A 19996-nucleotide genomic window follows, 5' to 3' on the forward strand; every position below is an offset into this window, starting at 1 on the left:
GTTACTATCTGACGCCAGCGGCTCTGCGCTCTTCGTACTCCTCGTGCAGCTTCTCCTGTACGTCGTGAGGTACCTGCTCATAGCCTTCGATCTCCATCGTGAACTCGCCGGTACCACGGGAGAGGGAACGCAGGCGCGTCGCGTAATCCACAACTTCCGCATACGGCACGGTCGCCGCGATGGTCGTCATCCCCTGCTGCTTGCTGTCGGCGGCTTCCATGCCTTCAACTTGGCCACGGGACGCGGAGATGTCACCCATGATGGAGCCCGCGTAGCTTTCCGGCACCGTGATGCTCATCTTTGCCATCGGCTCCAGGATGACCGGCTCTGCCTGCTCCGCTGCCTTCTGGAAGGCGATGCGCGCAGCGGTCTTGAAGGCCATCTCATTGGAGTCCACCGGGTGATAGGAGCCATCGTAGACGGCGACTTTCACGTCGATCACCGGATAGCCAGCCAGGACGCCTTCCTGCATGGTCTCCTGAACGCCTTTATCAACAGCCGGAATAAAGTTCTTGGGGATATGGCCGCCAGTGACCTCGTCGACGAACTCATAACCCTGACCCGGGTTCGGCTCAAGCCTGAGCCAGCAGTCCGCGAACTGTCCGGCACCGCCCGTCTGCTTCTTGTGTCTGCCTTCGGCGGAAGCGACACGGCGGATCGTCTCACGGTACGGGATACGCAGTTTGACGGTGTGCGCCGTGATGTGGACACGATCCTCGAGACGGGCAAGCAGGACCGAGACCTGGGCTTCACCGATCGCGGAGATAACCGTCTGGTTGGTCTCCTCATCGCGCTCCACCTTGAGGGTCGGATCTGCGGAGGCAGCCTTCTCTAGGAAGGTGTAGAGCTTGTCCTCAGTACCACGCTTATCCGGCTCAATCGCGATGCGATATAACGAGTTGGGGAACCGGAAGGCCGCGGCCTCGACTTTGCCGGTCACCGACAGGGTGTCGCCTGCCATTACGTCGAGCTTCGGGATCACACAGATATCGCCTGCGGAGACGGATTTGATCTCTCTCGTCTCGTGCCCCATCATCCGATAGAGGTGTGTCAGGCGCTCACTCTTACGAGTGCGTGCGCAGACCAACGATGACCCCGAGGTCAGAGTACCAGCTAACACTTTCACAAAGCTCAGTTTGCCATTCTGGGGATCCTGCAGCGTCTTGAAGACAAAGGCCACCGGCCGCTCGTCATCCGGGGAGATGTCAAGCTGCTCACCGTTGATCAGCGGGATACGGCCGAAGTCGCTCATCGTTGGGAAGTAGTCCGCGATGTTATCCATCAGCGAGATAACGCCCTCCTCGCGGATGCAAGAGCCAGCGAAGACCGGGACAAAGATGCGCTGGACTAACGCTTTGTGCAGCAGGCTCTCAAGCTCCTCCTGGGTGATCCCCTCACCGTCGAGGTACTTCATCATCAGATCGTCATCCGCTTCGACGACAAGTTCGCAGAGCGCGTCGCGTGCCTTAGCTGCCTGCTCCTTGTAGTCGTCCGGAATGGGCTCCTCAACCGGCTTTCCGTTATCGTTGTGCCGCGCTATACCGTGGACAATATCGATGATGCCCTTGAAGTCATCGCCGACGCCCATCGGGATCGTGACGGCGGCCAAACGGTTACCAAAGCGGACCCTCAGCAGATCCATCGTAGCATCGAAGTTCGCCTCTGCGCGGTCAATACGGTTGACGAAGATGGCACGGGAGAGGGAAAGGTCCTCTGCGGCGTACCATAGCCGTGTGGTCACGGTCTCCGGACCGCCTGCTGCGTCAACAACGAAGAGCGCGGCCTCACAGGCGCTCATGGATGTATAGGCGTCACCGATAAAGTCAGGATAGCAGGGAGCATCGAGGACATTGATGCGGGCATTTTCCCACTCAATGGGTGCGATCGCGGTCGAAATCGAGAATCCGCGGTTTTCCTCTTCGCTGTCGTAGTCAAGCGTGGGTTTGGTTCCGGCGTGGCCACCGAGCCGTGTTGTTTTCCCTGTCACGTGGAGCATAGCCTCAGCCAGCATGGTCTTACCCACGCCGCCTTGGCCCACCAATACCACATTCTTGACCGTTTTGCTTTCTGTATCTGCCATAGTTGGTTCTCCCGTAGTCCCAAAGAAGGACAAGGCTTCCCCGCCCCTCGAACGTATGAGATCTTTTCTACCATAGCCGTAGGGGCTGGAAAGACGCCGCGGATATCGGGAGGCGTAGGGAGCCTTGGGGATGGACGGTCAGCCATGGGCCTTCGGATAGTACGTTTTTCGTTCTTCACTCAGTACGGAATCATGTTCTTCATCAATACTGCGGCAGACTTTGTAGGGGCCCCGAAAGCGAGGCTGTGGGCGAGGATATCGTGGTTGACCAAGCTTTTGGCGCCGATTGCAGATCTTTCGCCAATTGTGACTCCCGGAAGGATCGTGACGTCTCTCCCGATCCCGCGGTTGTCCCTATCGTAATCGGAAACGCACGCTCAAAGCCAGAGTCCCGTTCTTTCGGAAGCAGGGAATGCCACGCGGTGTAGGTACCCAGATCTGGCCCGATAAAGCAGCGTTTGCTGATATGGATCGGCGCGCCATCCATCAGGTAGGCCTCACGGTTGATGAAGCTATCGTCGCCGATCGTGCAGTTGGACCCATAGTCGCACTCGAAGGGCGAGAGTATCTCACAGCGCTCGCCGAAGCTGTCTATCAGTTTTTTGAAACAGGGTCAGACGACAGTCCTGATTGCGAGGTTCAATCTGATTGAACTGCGTCTGCGTGGCTTTTTCGCGCAGACACAAGGGTTCAGGGTCGAAGAGTATGCATCGTACCATTCACCGATCGGAATACGTACCATACCTACCCCACGATCCTTTGTCCGAGCGTCACCGCGGCGAGGCCGACAATGCGATATAGATACAGGCCTCACCCCATGATCCCCGCCATAGCAGGCCCGCGGCCTCCAACGCAAAGGTGGAAAAGGTAGTAGATCCGCCGCAGAGACCCGTTTCTAAGAAGAGCTCCATGCGCGGACCCACGGCACCTTTTAAGACCCAAGCGGTGGTACAGCCGAACAGAGAGGAGCCGATCAGGTTGATGTACAGTGTTTTGTACGGAGATCCCGATTCAAGAGTGTGCGGGATCAGCGTAATAAGATAGTGGAGCATCGCGGTCGATGAGAACCGCCCGCTCTGACAATAAGATGCCTGACCACCGACAGACTTTCTATGCTCACAGATAGATTCAGTATGAGGTTTGAGGCCCAAATCTGCAAAGTTTCTCATCTGCAGGGCAAAACTCTCTCCCCCGTACGATTCGGCTTCTCCACACGATACTGCCTATAGACATGAAAAAGGGCCGGTACCCAAAAGCATCGGCCCTTCAATTCTTTGCACTTCCAATCACTCAATTGTGATCTTGGTCGCGTTGTTCTGCTTCTCAGCAATCTTCGGAACGTTGACACTCAACATACCATCTGCAAGTCTCGCGCTCAAACCCTCATTTGCAGCATCCTTCAGATAGACGCCACGGCTTGCATGAAGCTCTGAGGTCTCCTTCTGCAGATAGTTCTTATTCTTCTCTTCGTCAGATTCTTTCTTGTCTACCGTGATGGAGAGACGGCCCTCATTGAGCTCGACGTCGATATCTTCCTTCTTCACACCCGGAAGATGAGCGGTCACAACGTACTTGTCAGCGGCATCCTCAACATCCATCTTGAAAGCGTCACTGTTATCGATCGTCAGAAACGGCTCCATGAAGTCGTCAAATGCGTTGAACGGCCAAACTCTACGAAGTGCCTTCTCATAATCGCTGTACGGAACCATCCTCGCCATAGTTACCAACTCCTCTACGTTTACGAGATTGGACGCCCTTCTTTCTTTTTGGCATCCTCTGGTTTCACATATATATGTATCCCGGCTTAGTCTTTATATACATATTTTTATAAAATTTTCTGAGTGCTTATAACTAAATATATCTAAGCGTGTCTATATAAGATCTTCTATTTCTTTGCCTTGTTATTGCTTGAGGGCGGCATGATCCAGAACTTCAGGAGCGGGAAGCTGACGATCACCGCGAGCAGGGTATTGATGACCGAGGCAATCGTACCAGAGAGCCCGGCGCCCAAACCCCAGGTGACTTCGCAGAAGTTAGTGATGTAGCCCGGCAGGATCAGATTTACGACGACGATGATGACAGCTAAGACCGCATACTTCGGCGCCGCCTCCCCAAAGGTCGCATCAGACTTAAAGACCCACTTCATCTGGACAAAGAAGTTCACGACCTGCGCCAGTACCTCGGCGATCAAAAACGTGATAAAGCCACCCAACCCGTGGGAGCCGGGAGATGTGTAGTTGAAGATCAGGAAGGAAAAGGGTGCTGTGAGCCCTAAGGTATCGATAAAGAAATAGGTACCGACCCACGTGCAGACAAAGCGGGTGATCGTGGAGATATTGCTCAGCACATTGAACTTGATAAACTCCCACAGTCCCTCATGCTCTTGTGTCCAATCAGCAAAACTCACAAGATTCTCCTTCATGAATTACGAGCGTTTATCCTGAGCAGCAAGCGTGCGCTCACCCTGAGCGTTGAGCACCGCATTCTTGATGAGCTCAATGAGGAGCGGCGCCACAAACCACAGGAACCAGACGAGTATAAAGAAATTCCCCGTAAGCACCTGTACGATCACCGCCGGGACCACGCCTGCCAGGCCCCAGCCTTTAGCTTCCCGAACAAGGGCATCCACAAATCCCATCGAGATCAGATTCCCTGCATTCTTTGCCATCGACCGCAACGGCATGTTGTAGACAAAGAAGGTATTGGTGTTGGGGTTCGTCTTAACTGCATGCTGAGCGATCGCTCTGAAAAGCCACAGGATCGGGCTCTTCCCGTGGTTCAGGTCCCTGACGCACAGGTTTCTGTCCAGCACAGGGCTCTCCTTGGGGATCGGATGCCCCAACAGCACCTCAAACGTAGCTCGAGAGACCTGCTGCACGCGTCCGAAATGGTACGGAAGCAGTTTCTCGTCCCCCTGTATGTGCGGCGCGGCCGTGCCCTTAATCTTCACATTCTTATAGAGATAGAGGTCCGCGCTTGAGGTGCCCACATAGATCCGGTAGACGCCCGATTCCGATTCCCAAGCATTCGTTTCAGCATCGAAGTAGCGGAAAGCTGTTTCATTGAGCTTAACGGTTACCCGCTTGGTCTCCTGAGGGTCAAGCGCGACCTTGACAAACCCTTTGAGTTCCCGCTCCGGCCTGAAGATCCCGGCATCCTCACGCGCGACGTAGATCTGCGCGATCTCCGCTCCCCGGTACGTCCCAGTGTTAGTGAGGTCAAAGCTGACGTTCGCTTTGGGCAGCCGTTGCGCCTCGTCCACCTGCACCCTGAGGCGGGAATAGGCAAACGTCGTGTAGGAGAGTCCAAAACCAAAGGGATAGGCCACCGCTACATGGGCGGTCTCGTAGTAGCGATATCCAACGTAGGGGCCCTCCCGATACTGCGCCTGCACCGTATCGGAGGGGAACCGATCGGCGAGCGGGGTCTCGGAGAGCTGGTTTGGCCAGGACTCCGCCAATTTGCCGGACGGATTGACCTCACCGGTGATCACCTGCACCACGGCAGAGGCCCCTGCCTGTCCGCCAAGCCCTTCATAGAGCAGCGATTGGCAGAAGGCTGACCACGGAGTCGTCAGGACTCCGCCCGAAGAGAGGACAATGATCATCGGCTTGCGCGTTTTCGCCAAGGCCTCGATGAGCTGCGCCTGGTTGTCCGCAAGGTCAAGCGCCGTTCGGTCGAGCCCCTCTGCTTCGGCGGCTTCGGAAAGGCCGACGTTGAGGAGGATTGCGTCAGCTTTTGCGGCGAGCTGCAGCGCCTTTTGCGCTTTCTCGTCGTTTCTTGTATCGGTACGGTCAAAGCCCGGCTCGTAGCCGACAAAATCGAGAGCGGAGCCTTTGACAGCGTCGATCAAATTGTCCACCTGTGTCGCATTGACCCGGGAGGAGCCGGAGCCTTGATAGCGGGGGGTGCCAGCCAAATCACCGATCACGGCTACCTTGGTACCTGCAGCCAGCGGCAAGAGCGGATGCGCCGCGCCTTTCCCAGTGAGCGGCGCCACCTTTTCATTCTTGAGCAACACGATGCCTGCGGCAGCTGCCCGCTGTGCAAGGGCGTGGTGCGCCTTCTTGTCAAAGGTATGGGGGTGCTGTTTCAGCGCTGCATCAGTTGGGAGAATGAGGTTGAGGGCGTCTTCCACACACTGGTCGACATCGCTCTCATCGACCTTCCTTTGCTTCACCGCATGGATCAGGGAGCGAGTGGAATCCAGCCCACCGCCCGGCATCTCAAAGGTAGAGCGGCACTTCACAGCCTTAACATGATCATTTGAGCCACCCCAGTCGCTGACAACTACGCCGGTGTAACCCCACTCATCTCTCAGAATATCTTTGAGTAGGTGCTTATTTTCGTTCGCGTACTCCCCGTTGATCCGATTGTAGCTCGTCATCACGCATGCCGGATGGGCCTCTTTGACGATGATCTCAAAGGCAGTGAGATAGAGCTCTCGCAGCGTCCGCTCATCGAGGATGGAGTCAGAAGCTTGGCGGCGGGTTTCCTGACTGTTTGCCGCAAAGTGTTTGACGCAGGCGCCGATGCCGGTGGACTGCACACCTTGCACGTAGGCGCTCCCCAGTCTTCCTGCAAGATAGGGGTCCTCGGAGAAGTATTCGAAGTTCCGCCCGCACAGCGGACTGCGCTTGATATTCACACCGGGTCCCAGGATCACATTGACGCCCTGGCTGGCAGCTTCCTCTCCCAAGGCTTTCCCGATTTCTTTAAGAAGGTCGGTATCCCAGGTATCCGCAAGGGTCACCGCGCAGGGGAAACAGGTTGCCGGGAGACTTTCGCCGATCCCCAGATGGTTCGCATGATCCGCCTGGTGACGCAGGCCGTGGGGACCATCGGAAAACTCCAGCTCGGGGATCCCGAGGGATGCATACGGCCTGGTGCCGAAGGTAGTATACCCGCACAGCAGGGCACACTTCTGCTCTAAGGTCATCTTTTGAATGATATCTGCGTGTGACACATCAACCACTTCATCGCAATCGCGTATCGATCTGCTCTCTCAGTTTTTAGTGTGCCACAAGTATCGCACTCTGCCGCATTACAGCACGCGAACACATGAGCTCTGAAGAATACCTAGACTTCCATCTGCTGGAGCCGCCTGTAGACGTCGATGAATTTGTCAGCCAGCGTGCGAACGGTCTCAGTATCGCTTAACTGGTCCTCCGCGTGGATAAGGAGCAGGTTGATCGGAATATTCTGGCCCTTGGCATTGTGGGCAAGCAGCTGCAAGTGTGCGTTTCTCCCCTTGATAAAGGCCTCATCGCCCTCTTTGACCAGCTGCTGTGCCTCATCGAAATGGTAATCCTGAGCCTTGGAGATCGAATCGATGTAGAGTGACTTCGCCGTACCCACGCTCGAGATGATCTGATAGCACAGCTCTGTAACTTCCTGTTCAGTCAGCGGTTTGTCACCTAATTGGCCTGCCATGTTTCGCTCCTTTGTGCATTGCTATTCCTCAGAGGGTTCTCTCTTTTTGAATTTGGCTCTGAGAGCCCCCACCACTGCGGGGATCACGCTGACTAAGATGATACCGACTATAACAAGCTCAAAGTGCTCCTGCACGGCCGGGATTCCGCCAAAGAAATACCCAAGGAGCGTGAAGAGCGTCGACCAACAGATACCACCCAGGACATTGAAGGGCACAAAGTGCTTCCAGTGCATGCCACCCATACCCGCGAGGAACGGGACGAAGGTACGGATGAAAGGGAAGAACCGGCCAAGGAAGATCGCGAGACGGCCCCACTTATCCAGGAAAGCTTCAGTTTTCTCCACCCGCTCCGGCGTCATCGCCTTCACTTTCCCGGACTGGACAATGCACCTTCCGAAGAAGTGACCGATCATAAAGTTACATTGATCGCCGAGGATTGCGGCGGCCCAGGCGATCGTCAAAAGCAGGTAGAGGTTGAATCCTCCGCTGTGGGCAAAAAATCCTGCCGCAAAGAGCAGCGAGTCGCCCGGCAAAAAGGGAAAGAAGACGACACCGGTCTCTATGAAGACGATCAGGAAGATGAAACCATAGGCGTACAGGGGACCGGCGACGATCCACCCCGCAATGGCAGCACGTGGGTCGTGCAATAGATTGGTGATAGCATCAAAAAAGGACACAGGCCGACTCCTCACGGTCGTCTTTGGTAGGCTCTCTACATCAAGAGTGCCTCCAAGACCTGAAAGATCCTGAAGGCACTCAAAAGTATGCTCAATGGGAACGGACGCCCGCCCGAGGCTCCTTATGGCTGCTGCCTCCCGGCCCTGACCAGGTTCGGAACAGTACGTCGTCCGAACCCATCGAACATACTGCTATATCAGTATAGGTGAAATAAATATTTTTCGACAGCCTCAATGACGTTCTTTCAGCATACTCACACGAAACCCTTAATTTCCCAATCGTTCGGGCCTATCTCTAGCAAAAAAGGGGATCTAAAGCCCTCAGCCTTTGGATCCCCTTTAGAACAACTAGTGGCGATGCGCACGATAGAACCTGATGAGCGCCTGCGTTGAAGCATCCTGTTCAGCGAGTGCCTTGTCATCATGGAAGGCAGGCGTGATCTGCTTGGCAAGCTGTTTACCAAGCTCAACGCCCCACTGGTCGAAGGAGTCGATGCCCCAGATGCTGCCCTCGACGAAGACGATGTGCTCATAGAGTGCAATGAGCTCGCCTAAGGTCTTCGGCGTCAGGTCCGTACCGAAGATGGAGGTCGTCGGACGGTTGCCAGCGAAGCAGCGGGCCGGGACCATCCACTCGGCGGTTCCCTCTCTGCGGACCTCGTCAGCGGTCTTCCCGAAGGCCAACGCCTTTGTCTGCGCCAAGAAGTTGCCTAGGAAGAGCTCGTGAATATCCTGATCCCCATCCTTCGTCGGGTTCTTCGTATTCACGAAGGCGATGAAGTCAGCCGGAATCAGGTGCGTACCCTGATGGATCAGCTGATAGAAGGCATGCTGTCCGTTGGTGCCTGCCTCGCCCCAGAAGATCTCGCCGGTCTTAGTGGTAACCGGGGTACCATCCCAACGCGTGCTCTTGCCGTTGGACTCCATGGTCAGCTGCTGCAGGTAGGCCGGGAAGCGGTGGAGGTACTGGTTGTACGGCAAGATCGCGTGGCTCTCAGCGCCGAAGAAGTTGTTGTACCAGACATTGATGAGGCCCATCAACATGACCGCGTTCTCTTCAATCGGCGTATTCACAAAGTAGGTATCCATTGTGTGGAAGCCGTCGAGGAAGTCCTCAAATATCTTGGGGCCAAAGGCGATGATCAGCGAGAGACCGACCGCGGAGTCAACGGAGTAACGGCCGCCGACCCAACTCCAGAAGCCGAAGGCATTATTCGGGTCGATACCAAAGTCTGCCACTGCCTTGAGGTTCGTGGAGACTGCCACAAAGTGATGCTTGGTGGCATCCGCATCGGAGCCGGTGTATCCCTGAGCCTTCAAGCCCTTAAGCAGCCAGGTCCTGACCTCACGTGCATTGGTCATGGTCTCCAGCGTCGTAAAGGTCTTGGAGACGATGATGACGAGGGTCGTCTCGGGATCAAGGCCTTTGAGCTTCTCTGCAGCGTCATTCGGATCGATGTTAGAGATATAGTGCACCGCAATGCCGGCATTCGCATAGGGCTTTAGCGCTTCGTAGACCATGACCGGACCCAAGTCGGAGCCGCCGATACCGATGCTCACAACATCGGTAATCTTCTTGCCGGTGACGCCCTGCCACTTGCCTAAACGTACATCATTGGCAAAGGCATACATCCTGTCAAGTACCTCGTGGACATCTTTCACGACATCCTGGCCGTCAACAATAAGTTCGCCCTCATCAGAGACCGGACGGCGCAGTGCAGTGTGCAGGACGGCACGATCCTCAGTAGTATTCAGATGTACACCGGAGAACATCTGTGCCCTGCGGCCCTCGACGTGCATTGCCTTCGCAAGCGCAACCAGATCCTGGATGATTTGGTCAGTTACCAGGTTCTTTGAAAGATCGATATGAAAATCCGCCACATCAAAGCTCAGCTTGTTGACGCGGTCCGGATCCTCCTTGAACCATTTCTTCAGAGAGATACCCTGCTTCTGCAGGTCCTCATAGTCTTGCTTGAGCTTTTTCCATTCGCGTGTTTGCGTCACATTGATCGGTTCTGCAATCATAGTTACAATGCCCTCCTTAGATCGTTCCACTCAAGAACTTCTTACTTCCAAGATTAATGCTAGTCAGGCCCTCAATCAGGGGAAACTTACAAATATTGTGCTAACGACAGCATCAATAGGGCGCTACCTCAGGCGGTAACTCCTTTAAGCGCGCCCACATAATCTGTTTTTCGTGTGCATCGTTGAGCGAAGCCTCAAATCCTCCAAGATTCATCACCCGCATACCACAGATGTAGGCGATCGCCCCCGGTTGGAGCATCGCGCAGGAGAAATCATCAAGGGCGGAAAGCTCCTCTGCATAGGCCTCCCTCATCACTGCGGCGGCGGTGTCATCCACGATAATGACCGTCTGAGGGTCAAGCGCCGCGATCGTCTGACGCAACAGTGTCGGATCAAGACTTTCGCCCTGCGTATTCCAACTTGCGACACCACACCAACCCGCCGGATCATATCCCAACGCACGCAGTGAAGCCTGCAGTGCTTTTCCATCTGGCCCGGTAAATAGGGTCTTTCCGTTCCCGTCCTGCGGTCCGGGATCACCTTTGAGAAAGAGCACTGTGGAAAAGGCATTGCCACAGAGTATGACGCCCTGATTGACTAAAGCATCCACTTCAGCCTGTTGTTTTTCAGCATATATTCGCTTACGGTCTACCCGTGTCTGCACCATGATTACCACCACAACACGTTGTCTTTATCTATATAAGTAAAGCTTACCCCAAATAGGTATCCCTCAAAGCGATGAGGCCAGGACAACATCGTGGATCATCAGTCTATTGAAGAAGAGCAGAGGGTGGAATTACTCGACTGGATGAGCCCTTTGGAAGACCGCCAGTCACTGGGTTGGAGTAGTTACCATATACTGGACACCAGGATAAGGGTGAAAGGTGTTAGATATGCCCCAAAGAAGAGAGCGCTACGACAAGCAGTTTAAGATCTCTGCTGTAGAGGTAGTACTCAGTGATGGGAAGCACGTGAAGAAGCTCTCAGGAGAATTGGGTGTCAAGGATTCAACACTGAGGCGTTGGGACAATGGGATAAAACTCAACCTAACAGTCTAGGGAAACGATGATTAATTCGGCTCGATGAGGCCAGTGGGGCCACACACTGTATGACATCGGCTCAAAATGTCTCGAACCACGCAGTGCCCATACCCACATAGATGCCTATCTGTCTTCTGGATATGGTATAGCTACATCCACACATTCCAGCATATCCAGAAGGCAGATATGGACAGCCAGATGAGCTTTCAAGACCTTAAATCCTAAGATCTGAGGAGAAAGACCAGGCGAGAGGCACACCTGGAGCGGATGGATACAATCGTTGTGTGGGATAGCTGGATTGCATGGGTAGATACCAGCTACCGCTGACAGGCTCTTGTCAGGCATGTGCGCGCTGCAAAGACAAAGCTTTAGATAATATGAAGTGACCTCACATTAGTAGCAACGTGGATTTGCCGCTATACGATAGGTGTTTAACATAAAGTAAGCTGGTTTACCACATACAAAAGGAGATCACTAATGAATAGAGTACTCAAAATCGCAATGGATGTCCATAGTTCGAATTACACTTTGTGTGCAATGGAGCCTGTGGTTGGGGCAAAGGACAGGGTCTTCGCCAACATCCAGGTACCCCCTGATTATAAAAACGTTCTCCAATTTATTGAGAACCTTAAAAAGAAACTTGGCCTTACCGATACTTATTCTGTTGAATGCGGCTACGAAGCCGGATGTCTTGGATACTCCTTATACCATCAGCTAACGAACGCCGGTGTAAAATGCGTCATTCTTGCGCCGAGCACAATGCTAGCCCCTCAGGGCAAGCGGGTGAAGACGGATGCACGTGATGCCAACATGATCGCTCAGTGTCTTTGCTATGGCGGATATCTTGCGGTTCATGTTCCCACCGATAAGGATGACTCTGTAAAAGAATATCTTCGTATGAGGGATGACCACAAACTGGCACTCAAGAAGATCAAACAGCAGATCAATGCTTTCTGCCTGCGTCATGGCTTTTTCTATGATGGCAACAAATGGACAATCAAGCACTGGAACTGGCTGAAGACACTTGGAGCTGGATGATCTGCTGCGCGAGACCCTCGACGAGTATCTGGCATCCTATAAGGAACACTCATCAAAGATCGAACGCTTCGACAAACGGATCGAGGAACTTGCTGGCGATGATGATTACAAGGAAAGTGTCAAAAAGCTTGGCTGTCTTCTCGGTATAAAGACTCATACGGCACCTTCACTGATTGTAGAAACCGGCGATTTCAGTCGTTTTGCCAAAGGCAATACCTATGCTGCATTCCTCGAGCTTGCGCCGGGAGAATCTTCCAGTGGAACAAAGATCCAACGTAGCGGAATTTCAAAAGCTGGCAACAGTCATCTTCGTACGCTTCTCATTGAAGGGGCAAAAGGAATCTGCAAGGGACAGATCAGACATAAATCCAAGGAACTGCGCTGCAGGCAGGACGGAAATACAGCTGATGTCATTGCATATGCTGACAGAGCAAACACAAGACTTCGAAGCAAGTATTACCGGATGATCCGCCATGGGAAAAAAAGAAATGTAGCGGTTGCTGCAGTTGCCAGGGAACTTGCCTGCTTTATATGGGCAATGATGACAGGCACTATCGCTTTCAGAGAAGCCTAAAAGAAGGCAGCATGAGTAACATCTGGTCCATTTGTCTGTCAAGGGTGCTACGCACCGCTTACGCGGCAAGTCCTGTGACAGCCATCTGTCTATGATGTCTATGGGCAGCCAAGGCATAAATCCACAGGAATCTGCGGATTTATGCAGTAATAGACAAAGTAAATACCTGACAGCATCTGGAAGGAGCTGTGATCACTGTAAGGTTTAAGCCATCCGCGTCCATCCTATGTTGGCACTGGAAACAGTAATCCACGCTTTTAGATCGCAGGGCTCACGGCAAAACCATTAGCCTGTTGGTAGCCAATCCACGTATAACAGAGTGGCCACATGCCGGGAACTGTTAAATCAGAGCTCTTTCCAGATGCTGTCAGAGAAACACAAATGTGGCTAGCCAGGGGGGGAAATTTCCTGAAATTGCCTCTTGACAACGGTCACTTCATAACAGGATGTAGCCTGCTTTAGGTCATGTTTGCTCTCTTAAGACGAGGAAACCTAAGGATGCTATCCTGGATTGTCGGTCCTGGTAGCGCTTCTGTGCACGTAGACCTCATGCAAGCGCAGGTACCAGATGCGACGACACTTGCGAAATTCCGCCATAGCCTTAAAGCGAGAGGAGTTCGGTAAAGCTTGTGCTTCACGCCTGGACTTAAAAGCTAGAGGCAGGGATCACGGCGCGGGGTGGCTCCATGGTGGATGCGACCTTCACCTGGGCCCTAAAGCTTAACGAAGAACAAGGACCATGCGCGCGACCCTTAAAGCGCACCAGTCCAAGAAAGGGGGGGAGCCTGGCGTATCGGATACAAGGCGCATATTGGCGTGGATGCCGGTAGCTGCCTTGTGCATGGTGTGGAGACGATCGCTTAGAATGTATCTGACATATCCTGTGGCACATGCACTCGTAAGGGAGTATGACAGGTTCTGCTGCGCAGACTTTAGGCTATATAGGTATAGCGAAGCGCCCTTAAGGACGCATAAAGACCCACACCTCTCATCTATGCGCTAAAGCGTTGCTAAGGAAGCCTTCGACCATAGAAGGTCTTACCTGTGCACTCTTCTCCGAAAAGGACATCGAGTCCAGGAAGGCATCCATCCGCTCAAAGGCAGAAGCACCCTTCCCTATCGTGAAGCGGCGCTTCTACCCCTTAAGGAAGCGCTACAGGGGGATAGAGAAGACCTCCTGTATGCTCAAGTCTGCTTCGCCCTTGCAAACCTTGCCATGTGCATCTTTTGCCGGCAGGCTGCACCTCCCGGCTCCCAGAGTCGCTTGATCCGTCTTGGAGCCTTCTTGCGGTGCATGGGGCAGGACAAATGTAAGGATAGCGGCTCCTGCACGTGCTGGATGAGCATTCTTCCCTGCCTTTCCCGCATACCGACCGCGAAAAGTCGTGTGGTCGGTCCCCTCTGGTACGTCATGGGGTATTAATCATCGTTTCCTTAGACACAACCTTTTGAATATCTAGGTAGATGTCGGCCTGTTCCACATGCTGCCTCTGCAAAGAAAAGCCCATTTACGTGGGCTTTTCTTTTTTATCTTAGGGCCCATTCCTTATCGGAGGTGATATAGCATAGGTAGTAGTTCAGGTGGTGAATAGAGCAGACATGGGAAAATACTCGCTGCCGGCCGAGATCAGGGCGATGAGGCCGCAGCACACGATGGTCAAGGCCATCTCCGGCGGCTACTACGTCTACGAGTACGCATGCGAAAAGTGCCCCGACGGGAAGTGGCGCAACAGGATGGGGCGCTGCGTGGGAAAGATCGACCTTGCGCGTGAGCTCGTCCCCAATGCGGGGTCCCTGCGTAACGAGGAGGTCTCGGCGCTCGACTTCGGTAAGTGGGCAGTGGCGCTCGCGAACTCGAAGAAGACGCTCGCCATGCTGCGCTAGCATTTCTCGGCCCGTAACGCCGAGCGCATATATGCCATCGTCCTCATCCACTTCGTGCAGGGCTTCACCTACATGCGCGATGTGGCGCCACTCTACGAGATGAGTACGCTGCAGCTGCGCTGTGCGTGCCTCAGGCTTAGCTACGACGCGCTCGAGTGCCTCTTATGGGGACCTGGGGAGGAGGCAGGGGCTCAAGTCCTGTCCTTCGAGCAGGCCCTGATCGACAGGTGCTCGGGGCAGATCGCCATCGACGGCCACGCCATAGGCACGCGCTTCTGGGAGGGGGACCTCGCCGACAAGGGATACAAGTTCGTAAAGCTCGGCGAGGAGCAGGCCAACCTCCTGATGGCCTTAGACGTCAACACCGCCATCCCCTTCATGTCCTGCTTCTACGAGGGGGGGTGTCTGAGGGACGACATCCACACTACCCTGCTATCGTGTGGCACATCCCTATCAGCCGTTCTCAGACAGACCACCATCCCTTAGCAGCAACACCCCCCCGGGCCTTCGCAAGAGGCAGGGGTACACGGCTGTCCGGGGAAGGCTAGCCAGCAGCCCCCTTCAGGACCATCTACAAGGTTAGGGAATCCGCAGGCACTTCATTGTCGAAAACCCCAAAGCTCTAAGAAGTCCCCAGGGGCTGGCTCTCACTGTAATGGGGTTCGAGATCACGTAGAACAGCTCCAGCTACCCCTGCAGGTCGCCCCTGTCGAACCCCGGATGAGAGCCGAGGAAGCTCTTCAGCAGGAAGCATGCTCGGTTCAGCGGGCACAACGGGTTGAGGTCATCCGGGCCCTCTTCAAAAGCTTGGGCACTGTAGCTTTCGCTCGACAGCCCCAGGTCCTCCATGTCGTGGAGAAGCGTCGATCCCCTCTCGATGCGCACACCGAACGTGGCGCGCGTCTTGGCCTTGCTGGTCTTGCCGAAGCCCTCGTGGAGGTAGATGAAGGTTCCCGAGTCGTCCACCCCGGCTCCTATGCACATCTGGTTGGCCGAAAGCCCCCAAAGCAGCTTCCTGACAGCGTCTTTGGCGGTAAGCGGCCAGTACGTCTCGTCGATCCAGACCCTGTCCGACAGCATGATGCCCTCCTGGACACCCTCGAGCACGGCGAACAGCTTTCCCATCCAAAAGGTGGCATCAGACCTCCTTTCCTCTCTGCTCATTGACGCGAAGCTGTCACAGGAGAATACCTGGAGCAGGAAATCGGAGTACACCGACAGCGTGAGCTTGCGGTCCTCGAAGATCGTGCCCGTCTGCGGGAAGAACGACTTCTTGCAGGCTGAGCAAAAAATAGCGCTGGACGCCGGTCGCGTCCTTGCCGCGCTTGGACACCTCGGCGCTGTTGCATCTTAGGCAGGCGCGCCGTTCGCATCGCCGTTGAGGTGGCAATGCCTGAACGAGTACATGCTTCTATGGCTCGCATCCACGAGCGCCTGAGCTGGTTTCAAGCTCGCTTTCTGCAAGGTCGTCCCAAGGCGTGACCGAAGCGGCGAGCCTTCGCTTCGCGTGTTTGCCCTTTGTGGCAGTCTTTGACGGCCCGGAAGGATAGCAGGGGCCAGGACTACCACATCCGCAAGAACCCCGCTGCCCATCCGGGCTTTCTTGTGGATAGACGAGCAATTCCCATGATTGTAGACCTGCTCTTATTAATGGGCTGCCCAGATTAGACCTCCAGACTGCAAGGAGGGATTTTATAGGCAAAAACGTGTACCCTGATTTCACTTGACACAGCAGGTCAGATAGCCTGTTTGCCGCTACGAACTCGAAGGAAGGCGGCGGCGAATGACGAAGGCGAGATGCCCCGTTTGCGGGAGCGCGATGAAGGGGCACGGCAAGACGAGGGCCGGGCGGCAGGAGGTGGCAGTGCATGTCGTGCGCCACGACGACGCGCGCCGTCAGCACCGACGCGAGGCTGCTCGCCATGTTCCTGGCCTGGCTGCTCTCCAAGCAGACCCAGGCGTAGATGGGGATGCCGGCGCGCACCTTCAGGGAGAGGATCTCGGAGTTCTGGAGGGTCTGGCCAATAGCGCCGGTCTGCGACGAGGTCTACTACGTGGTCCACGTCTACGGGATATGGCTCAAGAGGAGCTGCGTGGTGCTCATCGTCTGCACGCCGGAGCACGTCGTGGGCTGGCACCTCACCAGGAAGGCAATAGATGCCAGCCTTGAGCTTGCAGATGGGATGGAGTCGGCATAGGATAGCCCCAGGGATTCGGGACGGCCTCCTGGCCCCGGGCAGAATCGGACCTACACCAACACTGATAATTGACCCCTGTCAATATAATGGACAGAGGAATCTCAGATTTTTTATGCGGTCTGCATCACCTTTGGATCGTATGCAAGGCCTCTCTCGAGGCGCTCGAAGAACTCCTGCATCACCTCTTCCGGCACGCGATCTCCTATGGACTTATGCGGGCGGAAGCGGTTGTAGTATGACTCGATTAAACTCGTGTGCCTTGTGCTTGGTCGTGGATGCATCTAAGAGGCGCTTGTGGTAGTACCATTCGTTCTTGAGCGTGGCGAAGAAGGATTTGGCTACAGCGTTGTCGTGGCAGCTTCCGGTTCTCCCCACGGAGAGCCTCACGTCGGGTACGGCTGAGCAGGCGGTCAGCTCTGAGCTTATGTACTGGCTGCCTGGGCTGCTTAGAATATGGCCCCTCCAGCCACGTATCCGCGCGAATATGCCATCTTCAGGGCAAAGACGACAAGGCCTGCCCTCATGTTGTCCTGTATGCTTCAGCCCACCACCATGTGTGTGCACAGATCGTGTGCGACGGTAAGATATATAAAGCCTGCCGTGGTCTTGAGATAGGTTATATCGCCCACGAGCTTGGCTGTCGGCACAAGACACGAAAAGCCGCGCCGGGTGAGGGCGGAGCGCTCGGGGGTATCAGGTGCGGGCAGTATCGTCCTCTTCGATGCATTGGATCAGATGCCGCCTATCCCAGTTTAGCCATGCACCTGCGCACATGGTAGCGGGTCGTGCCTGCGAATTCCGTGTACTGCGGATCTCCTGTGAGCTTGGTCCATACCTTGCAGGAGCCGAAGCGCCTGTCGCTTTCCTCCCATATCGCGCAGATGGCTTCCTTGATAGGACCCCATAGGTCCTCACCGCCTTTGGCCTTGAGCCATCTGTAGAAGTGAGCCCTGCTCACCTCCAGTACGCGCTCCATCATCGAGACGCTGTAGGTTGCCCTCTTCTCCAGCATGAGCTAAAACCTGTCCTTCAACAGAGGCTTCCGGCGAAGAAGGCTGCCTCTTTTTTAGGAACTTATTTTCGCTTTCGAGCTCGTGTATGCGCCTGTTGGCCCTGTCGAGCTGCTTGTGCACCTCGGTCCTTGCCTGGGTCACCCTTTTGGTCTTTGAGTGCTTGATGATCCAGTCGTTTAAGGTCTTGTCGTTGGCCTCAAGCTTCGCGGCGCATCCTTTGATGCTCTTCTTCGGGTTGGCCTTACGTGCCTTCCTGTAGTAGTCGATAGCCTCGAGGCAATACTTCTTCAGTGTAGTGTTTGGGTGTTTCCGGCTTCGTGCGGGACTTTGCCTTCTCTATCTCGCTTGCACTTAGCGACATCTCATCTCTTCAATCTGTTGGCGGTGCTGAGTGGGTATCTGGACAGAGCATATCTGTTGTTAGTCCCTGAATCCCACTGTCCATCAAAAGATTACAGCTCAAATGATATCGCGGTTGCAATTGCGCCAACACTCGCGCAAAGTCGACCGTGGGAGCGCATACTCCCATCGTAGTAGCTTGCGACAGGGCGCTGGCCCATACACCAACCGTCGTCGCAAGGACTGACCTTGAAATGACTTGCCGTGCCCTGCCGCGGGCATCCCGAAGGCCCGCCATGATTTCACAGGAGCATGGGCGCTGCCAGCAGGCCGAACAGCCTGCTTCTAGCGCTCCCTTTCAGTGTTGTGTCTGGCCCACCGGCGGGGTGCCCGGTGAAGACAGGGAGGCTGCATGGAAGGCACGTCTGTCGTTTACGCCGGCATCGACACGCACAAGGAGGCGTACGTGCTGTGTGTGCTGGGCGCGCTTGGCAGGATCGTCTACGAGGGCGGGTTCGCCGCCGACGGCGCCGGCTACCGATCGCTCGCCCACACCATCAGCGACGCCGGCCGCTGCGCGCTCGTCGGTATCGAGGGTACAGCCTTATACGGCGCTGGGATCTGCTCTTACCTGCGTGAGCGCGGCTACACTGTCATGGAGATCCTGCGGCCCAAGTGCGACAAGAGGCGCAGGGGCTCCAGCAAAAACGACGCCATAGACGCGGAACACGGCAGCGGGGCACGGCACCTGTATCCTAAAGTCGAAGGACGGGTGGTCCGAAGCCGTCAGGGCACTGCTGGACTTAAAAGAGCTATGCGTGAGGACCTCGACGGCGGCATCCAGCGCTGCGAAGTCCCTGGACAACATCGCGCCGGAGCCCATAAGGTCGAAGTACGAAAAGATGAGCGTTTTAGCGATGATGAAGTCGCTCGCCAGGAAAAGGTCCGCAACCGGCAGTGCCGTCACGGATGCGCTGCACACTTCGCTCCATGTTCTCGCGAAGACGTGGATCGACGCCAAGCAACGGGCCGACGAGCTCGAGGCGCTCATATCCGACCTGGTGCGCGACAACGCGCCGGCCCTGCTGGAGATCGACGGCTGCGGCGCTCGACAACGCCGCGGGCGACAACCCCGAAAGGCTCCGCTCAAAAGCAGTACTCGCCTCGCTTTGCGGCGCCTTGCCGATAGAGGCGTCGAGCGACAAGATCGTCAGGCGCAGGCTCAACCGGGGAGGTAACAGGCAGGCCAACAGGGCCTTGCACACCATTGCCCTCAACCGGATGAAGTACGATGGGCGCACGCAGGAGTATGTCGCGAAGCGGATGGCCGAGGGCACATCGAAGCGCGAGGCAATCAGATGCCTCAAGAGATACATCGCCCGGGAAGTCTGCTGCGCGCTGATGAACCCGACAGCTAAAACCCACGAGGACGAAAGGTCGCTCAGGGCGAAAAGGGCCGAAGCCGCGATGACGCAGGAAGAGGTCGCCGCCGCACTCGTCACCGACCACATCCGCATAAGTAAGATCGAGCGCGAGGCCAGCAAGCATTACGAGATTCGCGATAGGTACTCCGCATTCATGAAGAGCAAGTTAGCGAACCTGAAAATGGCTTGACACAGCATAGGAGCGTCATTCTCGACACGACCATGCGCATCATCGTTGGAACGCTGCGGCCCACCTCTCCTCCCCGGCAC

At 55.3% G+C, this 19996-nt stretch carries 24 protein-coding genes, 1 other RNA gene and 1 pseudogene; 11 read left to right on the top strand and 15 right to left on the bottom strand.

Features of this window, described 5'->3' with window-relative positions:
- Nucleotides 1–4 precede the first annotated feature (4 nt).
- Entirely contained in the window at nt 5–2080 is a 2076-nt protein-coding gene (gene fusA, locus J4859_RS15425; RefSeq protein ID WP_212331353.1) for an elongation factor G, read from the bottom strand.
- Between the two features lie 412 nt (nt 2081–2492).
- Between fusA and J4859_RS15430 the strand changes: the two genes are divergently transcribed.
- Nucleotides 2493–2732, top strand: a complete 240-nt coding sequence (locus tag J4859_RS15430) for a hypothetical protein (RefSeq protein WP_212331354.1) — start codon at nt 2493–2495, stop codon at nt 2730–2732.
- A gap of 118 nt (nt 2733–2850) precedes the next feature.
- On the opposite strand, the gene J4859_RS18050 is transcribed toward J4859_RS15430, so the two are convergent.
- The 9 genes from J4859_RS18050 to J4859_RS15475 form a co-directional block, all read right to left on the bottom strand.
- Entirely contained in the window at nt 2851–3249 is a 399-nt protein-coding gene (locus J4859_RS18050) for a CrcB family protein (protein WP_212331355.1), read from the bottom strand.
- A 117-nt stretch (nt 3250–3366) separates the two neighbouring features.
- A complete protein-coding gene (locus tag J4859_RS15440) occupies nt 3367–3798 on the bottom strand; it encodes an Hsp20/alpha crystallin family protein (protein WP_212331357.1) in 432 nt (143 codons plus the stop codon).
- 167 nt (nt 3799–3965) lie between these two features.
- On the bottom strand, nt 3966–4502 hold the full coding sequence (locus tag J4859_RS15445) for a GtrA family protein (protein WP_249113684.1): 537 nt from the start codon (nt 4500–4502) through the stop codon (nt 3966–3968).
- 3 nt (nt 4503–4505) lie between these two features.
- The gene (locus J4859_RS15450; RefSeq protein WP_249113685.1) at nt 4506–7055 is read right to left on the bottom strand and encodes a glycoside hydrolase family 3 C-terminal domain-containing protein; all 2550 of its coding nucleotides are present in this window, start codon (nt 7053–7055) and stop codon (nt 4506–4508) included.
- Nucleotides 7056–7159: 104 nt separating this feature from the next.
- Complete coding sequence (locus tag J4859_RS15455) at nt 7160–7513, bottom strand: PTS lactose/cellobiose transporter subunit IIA (protein WP_212331358.1); 354 nt, start codon at nt 7511–7513, stop codon at nt 7160–7162.
- A 21-nt stretch (nt 7514–7534) separates the two neighbouring features.
- Entirely contained in the window at nt 7535–8191 is a 657-nt protein-coding gene (locus J4859_RS15460) for a DedA family protein (protein WP_212331359.1), read from the bottom strand.
- A gap of 88 nt (nt 8192–8279) precedes the next feature.
- Nucleotides 8280–8375: signal recognition particle sRNA small type (gene ffs, locus J4859_RS15465), an RNA gene on the bottom strand.
- A gap of 164 nt (nt 8376–8539) precedes the next feature.
- Complete coding sequence (pgi, locus tag J4859_RS15470; RefSeq protein ID WP_212331361.1) at nt 8540–10216, bottom strand: glucose-6-phosphate isomerase; 1677 nt, start codon at nt 10214–10216, stop codon at nt 8540–8542.
- 112 nt (nt 10217–10328) lie between these two features.
- Nucleotides 10329–10895, bottom strand: coding sequence for a hypothetical protein (locus tag J4859_RS15475; protein ID WP_212331363.1), 567 nt, complete (start codon nt 10893–10895; stop codon nt 10329–10331).
- A gap of 214 nt (nt 10896–11109) precedes the next feature.
- Between J4859_RS15475 and J4859_RS15480 the strand changes: the two genes are divergently transcribed.
- The 6 genes from J4859_RS15480 (at nt 11110) to J4859_RS15500 (ending at nt 15238) form a co-directional block, all read left to right on the top strand.
- A complete protein-coding gene (locus J4859_RS15480; protein WP_212331365.1) occupies nt 11110–11274 on the top strand; it encodes a transposase in 165 nt (54 codons plus the stop codon).
- 483 nt (nt 11275–11757) lie between these two features.
- A complete protein-coding gene (locus J4859_RS16530) occupies nt 11758–12294 on the top strand; it encodes a transposase (protein ID WP_371812270.1) in 537 nt (178 codons plus the stop codon).
- Nucleotides 12281–12868: a transposase gene (locus J4859_RS16535; protein WP_249113687.1), complete on the top strand. Its 588-nt coding sequence runs from the start codon at nt 12281–12283 to the stop codon at nt 12866–12868. The genes J4859_RS16530 and J4859_RS16535 overlap by 14 nt, the downstream gene beginning before the upstream one ends.
- Nucleotides 12869–13875: 1007 nt before the next feature.
- Nucleotides 13876–14136 carry a hypothetical protein gene (locus tag J4859_RS15490; protein ID WP_212331367.1) on the top strand — a complete coding sequence of 87 codons (261 nt, stop codon included), beginning with the start codon at nt 13876–13878 and terminating at the stop codon, nt 14134–14136.
- Between the two features lie 331 nt (nt 14137–14467).
- Nucleotides 14468–14752, top strand: a complete 285-nt coding sequence (locus J4859_RS15495; RefSeq protein ID WP_212331369.1) for a hypothetical protein — start codon at nt 14468–14470, stop codon at nt 14750–14752.
- A 72-nt stretch (nt 14753–14824) separates the two neighbouring features.
- Nucleotides 14825–15238 (top strand): hypothetical protein, encoded by a 414-nt coding sequence (locus J4859_RS15500; RefSeq protein ID WP_212331371.1) that lies wholly within the window; start codon nt 14825–14827, stop codon nt 15236–15238.
- 201 nt (nt 15239–15439) lie between these two features.
- Here the strand turns inward: J4859_RS15500 and J4859_RS15505 are convergent, their stop codons facing one another.
- A complete protein-coding gene (locus tag J4859_RS15505) occupies nt 15440–15877 on the bottom strand; it encodes a hypothetical protein (protein ID WP_212331374.1) in 438 nt (145 codons plus the stop codon).
- A 7-nt stretch (nt 15878–15884) separates the two neighbouring features.
- Here J4859_RS15505 and J4859_RS15510 point away from each other — a divergent pair, with 7 nt between their 5' ends.
- Nucleotides 15885–16106, top strand: coding sequence for a hypothetical protein (locus tag J4859_RS15510; RefSeq protein ID WP_212331376.1), 222 nt, complete (start codon nt 15885–15887; stop codon nt 16104–16106).
- Between the two features lie 616 nt (nt 16107–16722).
- The gene (locus J4859_RS15515; RefSeq protein ID WP_212331377.1) at nt 16723–16950 is read left to right on the top strand and encodes a hypothetical protein; all 228 of its coding nucleotides are present in this window, start codon (nt 16723–16725) and stop codon (nt 16948–16950) included.
- 210 nt (nt 16951–17160) lie between these two features.
- On the opposite strand, the gene J4859_RS15520 is transcribed toward J4859_RS15515, so the two are convergent.
- The 3 genes from J4859_RS15520 to J4859_RS15530 form a co-directional block, all read right to left on the bottom strand.
- Nucleotides 17161–17337, bottom strand: a complete 177-nt coding sequence (locus tag J4859_RS15520) for a hypothetical protein (protein WP_212331378.1) — start codon at nt 17335–17337, stop codon at nt 17161–17163.
- Between the two features lie 355 nt (nt 17338–17692).
- Nucleotides 17693–17962: a hypothetical protein gene (locus J4859_RS15525; RefSeq protein ID WP_212331379.1), complete on the bottom strand. Its 270-nt coding sequence runs from the start codon at nt 17960–17962 to the stop codon at nt 17693–17695.
- A 698-nt stretch (nt 17963–18660) separates the two neighbouring features.
- A complete protein-coding gene (locus J4859_RS15530; RefSeq protein ID WP_212335458.1) occupies nt 18661–18855 on the bottom strand; it encodes a hypothetical protein in 195 nt (64 codons plus the stop codon).
- On the opposite strand from J4859_RS15530, the pseudogene J4859_RS18055 reads away from it, so the two are divergent.
- Nucleotides 18778–18969: pseudogene (locus J4859_RS18055) on the top strand (hypothetical protein); the annotation flags it as partial. The gene J4859_RS15530 and the pseudogene J4859_RS18055 sit on opposite strands and share 78 nt — an antisense overlap.
- Here the strand turns inward: J4859_RS18055 and J4859_RS15535 are convergent.
- Nucleotides 18907–19269, bottom strand: coding sequence for a hypothetical protein (locus tag J4859_RS15535; protein ID WP_212335460.1), 363 nt, complete (start codon nt 19267–19269; stop codon nt 18907–18909). The pseudogene J4859_RS18055 and the gene J4859_RS15535 overlap by 63 nt on opposite strands.
- 2 nt (nt 19270–19271) lie before the next feature.
- On the opposite strand from J4859_RS15535, the gene J4859_RS15540 reads away from it, so the two are divergent.
- Entirely contained in the window at nt 19272–19916 is a 645-nt protein-coding gene (locus tag J4859_RS15540; RefSeq protein ID WP_249113688.1) for a transposase, read from the top strand.
- Nucleotides 19917–19996 lie beyond the last annotated feature (80 nt).

Source organism: Atopobium sp. oral taxon 416 (assembly GCF_018128285.1).
Taxonomy (GTDB): Bacteria; Actinomycetota; Coriobacteriia; order Coriobacteriales; family Atopobiaceae; genus Olsenella_L.

What these genes read in the sequence shown, in the direction of transcription:
- fusA (WP_212331353.1), bottom strand. Translation starts at nt 2,080, where the DNA reads ATGGCAGATACAGAAAGCAAAACGGTCAAGAATGTGGTATTGGTGGGC.
- J4859_RS15430 (WP_212331354.1), top strand. Translation starts at nt 2,493, where the DNA reads ATGCCACGCGGTGTAGGTACCCAGATCTGGCCCGATAAAGCAGCGTTT.
- J4859_RS18050 (WP_212331355.1), bottom strand. Translation starts at nt 3,249, where the DNA reads ATGAGAAACTTTGCAGATTTGGGCCTCAAACCTCATACTGAATCTATC.
- J4859_RS15440 (WP_212331357.1), bottom strand. Translation starts at nt 3,798, where the DNA reads ATGGCGAGGATGGTTCCGTACAGCGATTATGAGAAGGCACTTCGTAGA.
- J4859_RS15445 (WP_249113684.1), bottom strand. Translation starts at nt 4,502, where the DNA reads ATGAAGGAGAATCTTGTGAGTTTTGCTGATTGGACACAAGAGCATGAG.
- J4859_RS15455 (WP_212331358.1), bottom strand. Translation starts at nt 7,513, where the DNA reads ATGGCAGGCCAATTAGGTGACAAACCGCTGACTGAACAGGAAGTTACA.
- pgi (WP_212331361.1), bottom strand. Translation starts at nt 10,216, where the DNA reads ATGATTGCAGAACCGATCAATGTGACGCAAACACGCGAATGGAAAAAG.
- J4859_RS15480 (WP_212331365.1), top strand. Translation starts at nt 11,110, where the DNA reads ATGCCCCAAAGAAGAGAGCGCTACGACAAGCAGTTTAAGATCTCTGCT.
- J4859_RS16530 (WP_371812270.1), top strand. Translation starts at nt 11,758, where the DNA reads ATGGATGTCCATAGTTCGAATTACACTTTGTGTGCAATGGAGCCTGTG.
- J4859_RS15495 (WP_212331369.1), top strand. Translation starts at nt 14,468, where the DNA reads ATGGGAAAATACTCGCTGCCGGCCGAGATCAGGGCGATGAGGCCGCAG.
- J4859_RS15500 (WP_212331371.1), top strand. Translation starts at nt 14,825, where the DNA reads ATGCGCGATGTGGCGCCACTCTACGAGATGAGTACGCTGCAGCTGCGC.
- J4859_RS15505 (WP_212331374.1), bottom strand. Translation starts at nt 15,877, where the DNA reads ATGGGAAAGCTGTTCGCCGTGCTCGAGGGTGTCCAGGAGGGCATCATG.
- J4859_RS15515 (WP_212331377.1), top strand. Translation starts at nt 16,723, where the DNA reads ATGCCGGCGCGCACCTTCAGGGAGAGGATCTCGGAGTTCTGGAGGGTC.
- J4859_RS15525 (WP_212331379.1), bottom strand. Translation starts at nt 17,962, where the DNA reads ATGCTGGAGAAGAGGGCAACCTACAGCGTCTCGATGATGGAGCGCGTA.
- J4859_RS15540 (WP_249113688.1), top strand. Translation starts at nt 19,272, where the DNA reads ATGCGCTGCACACTTCGCTCCATGTTCTCGCGAAGACGTGGATCGACG.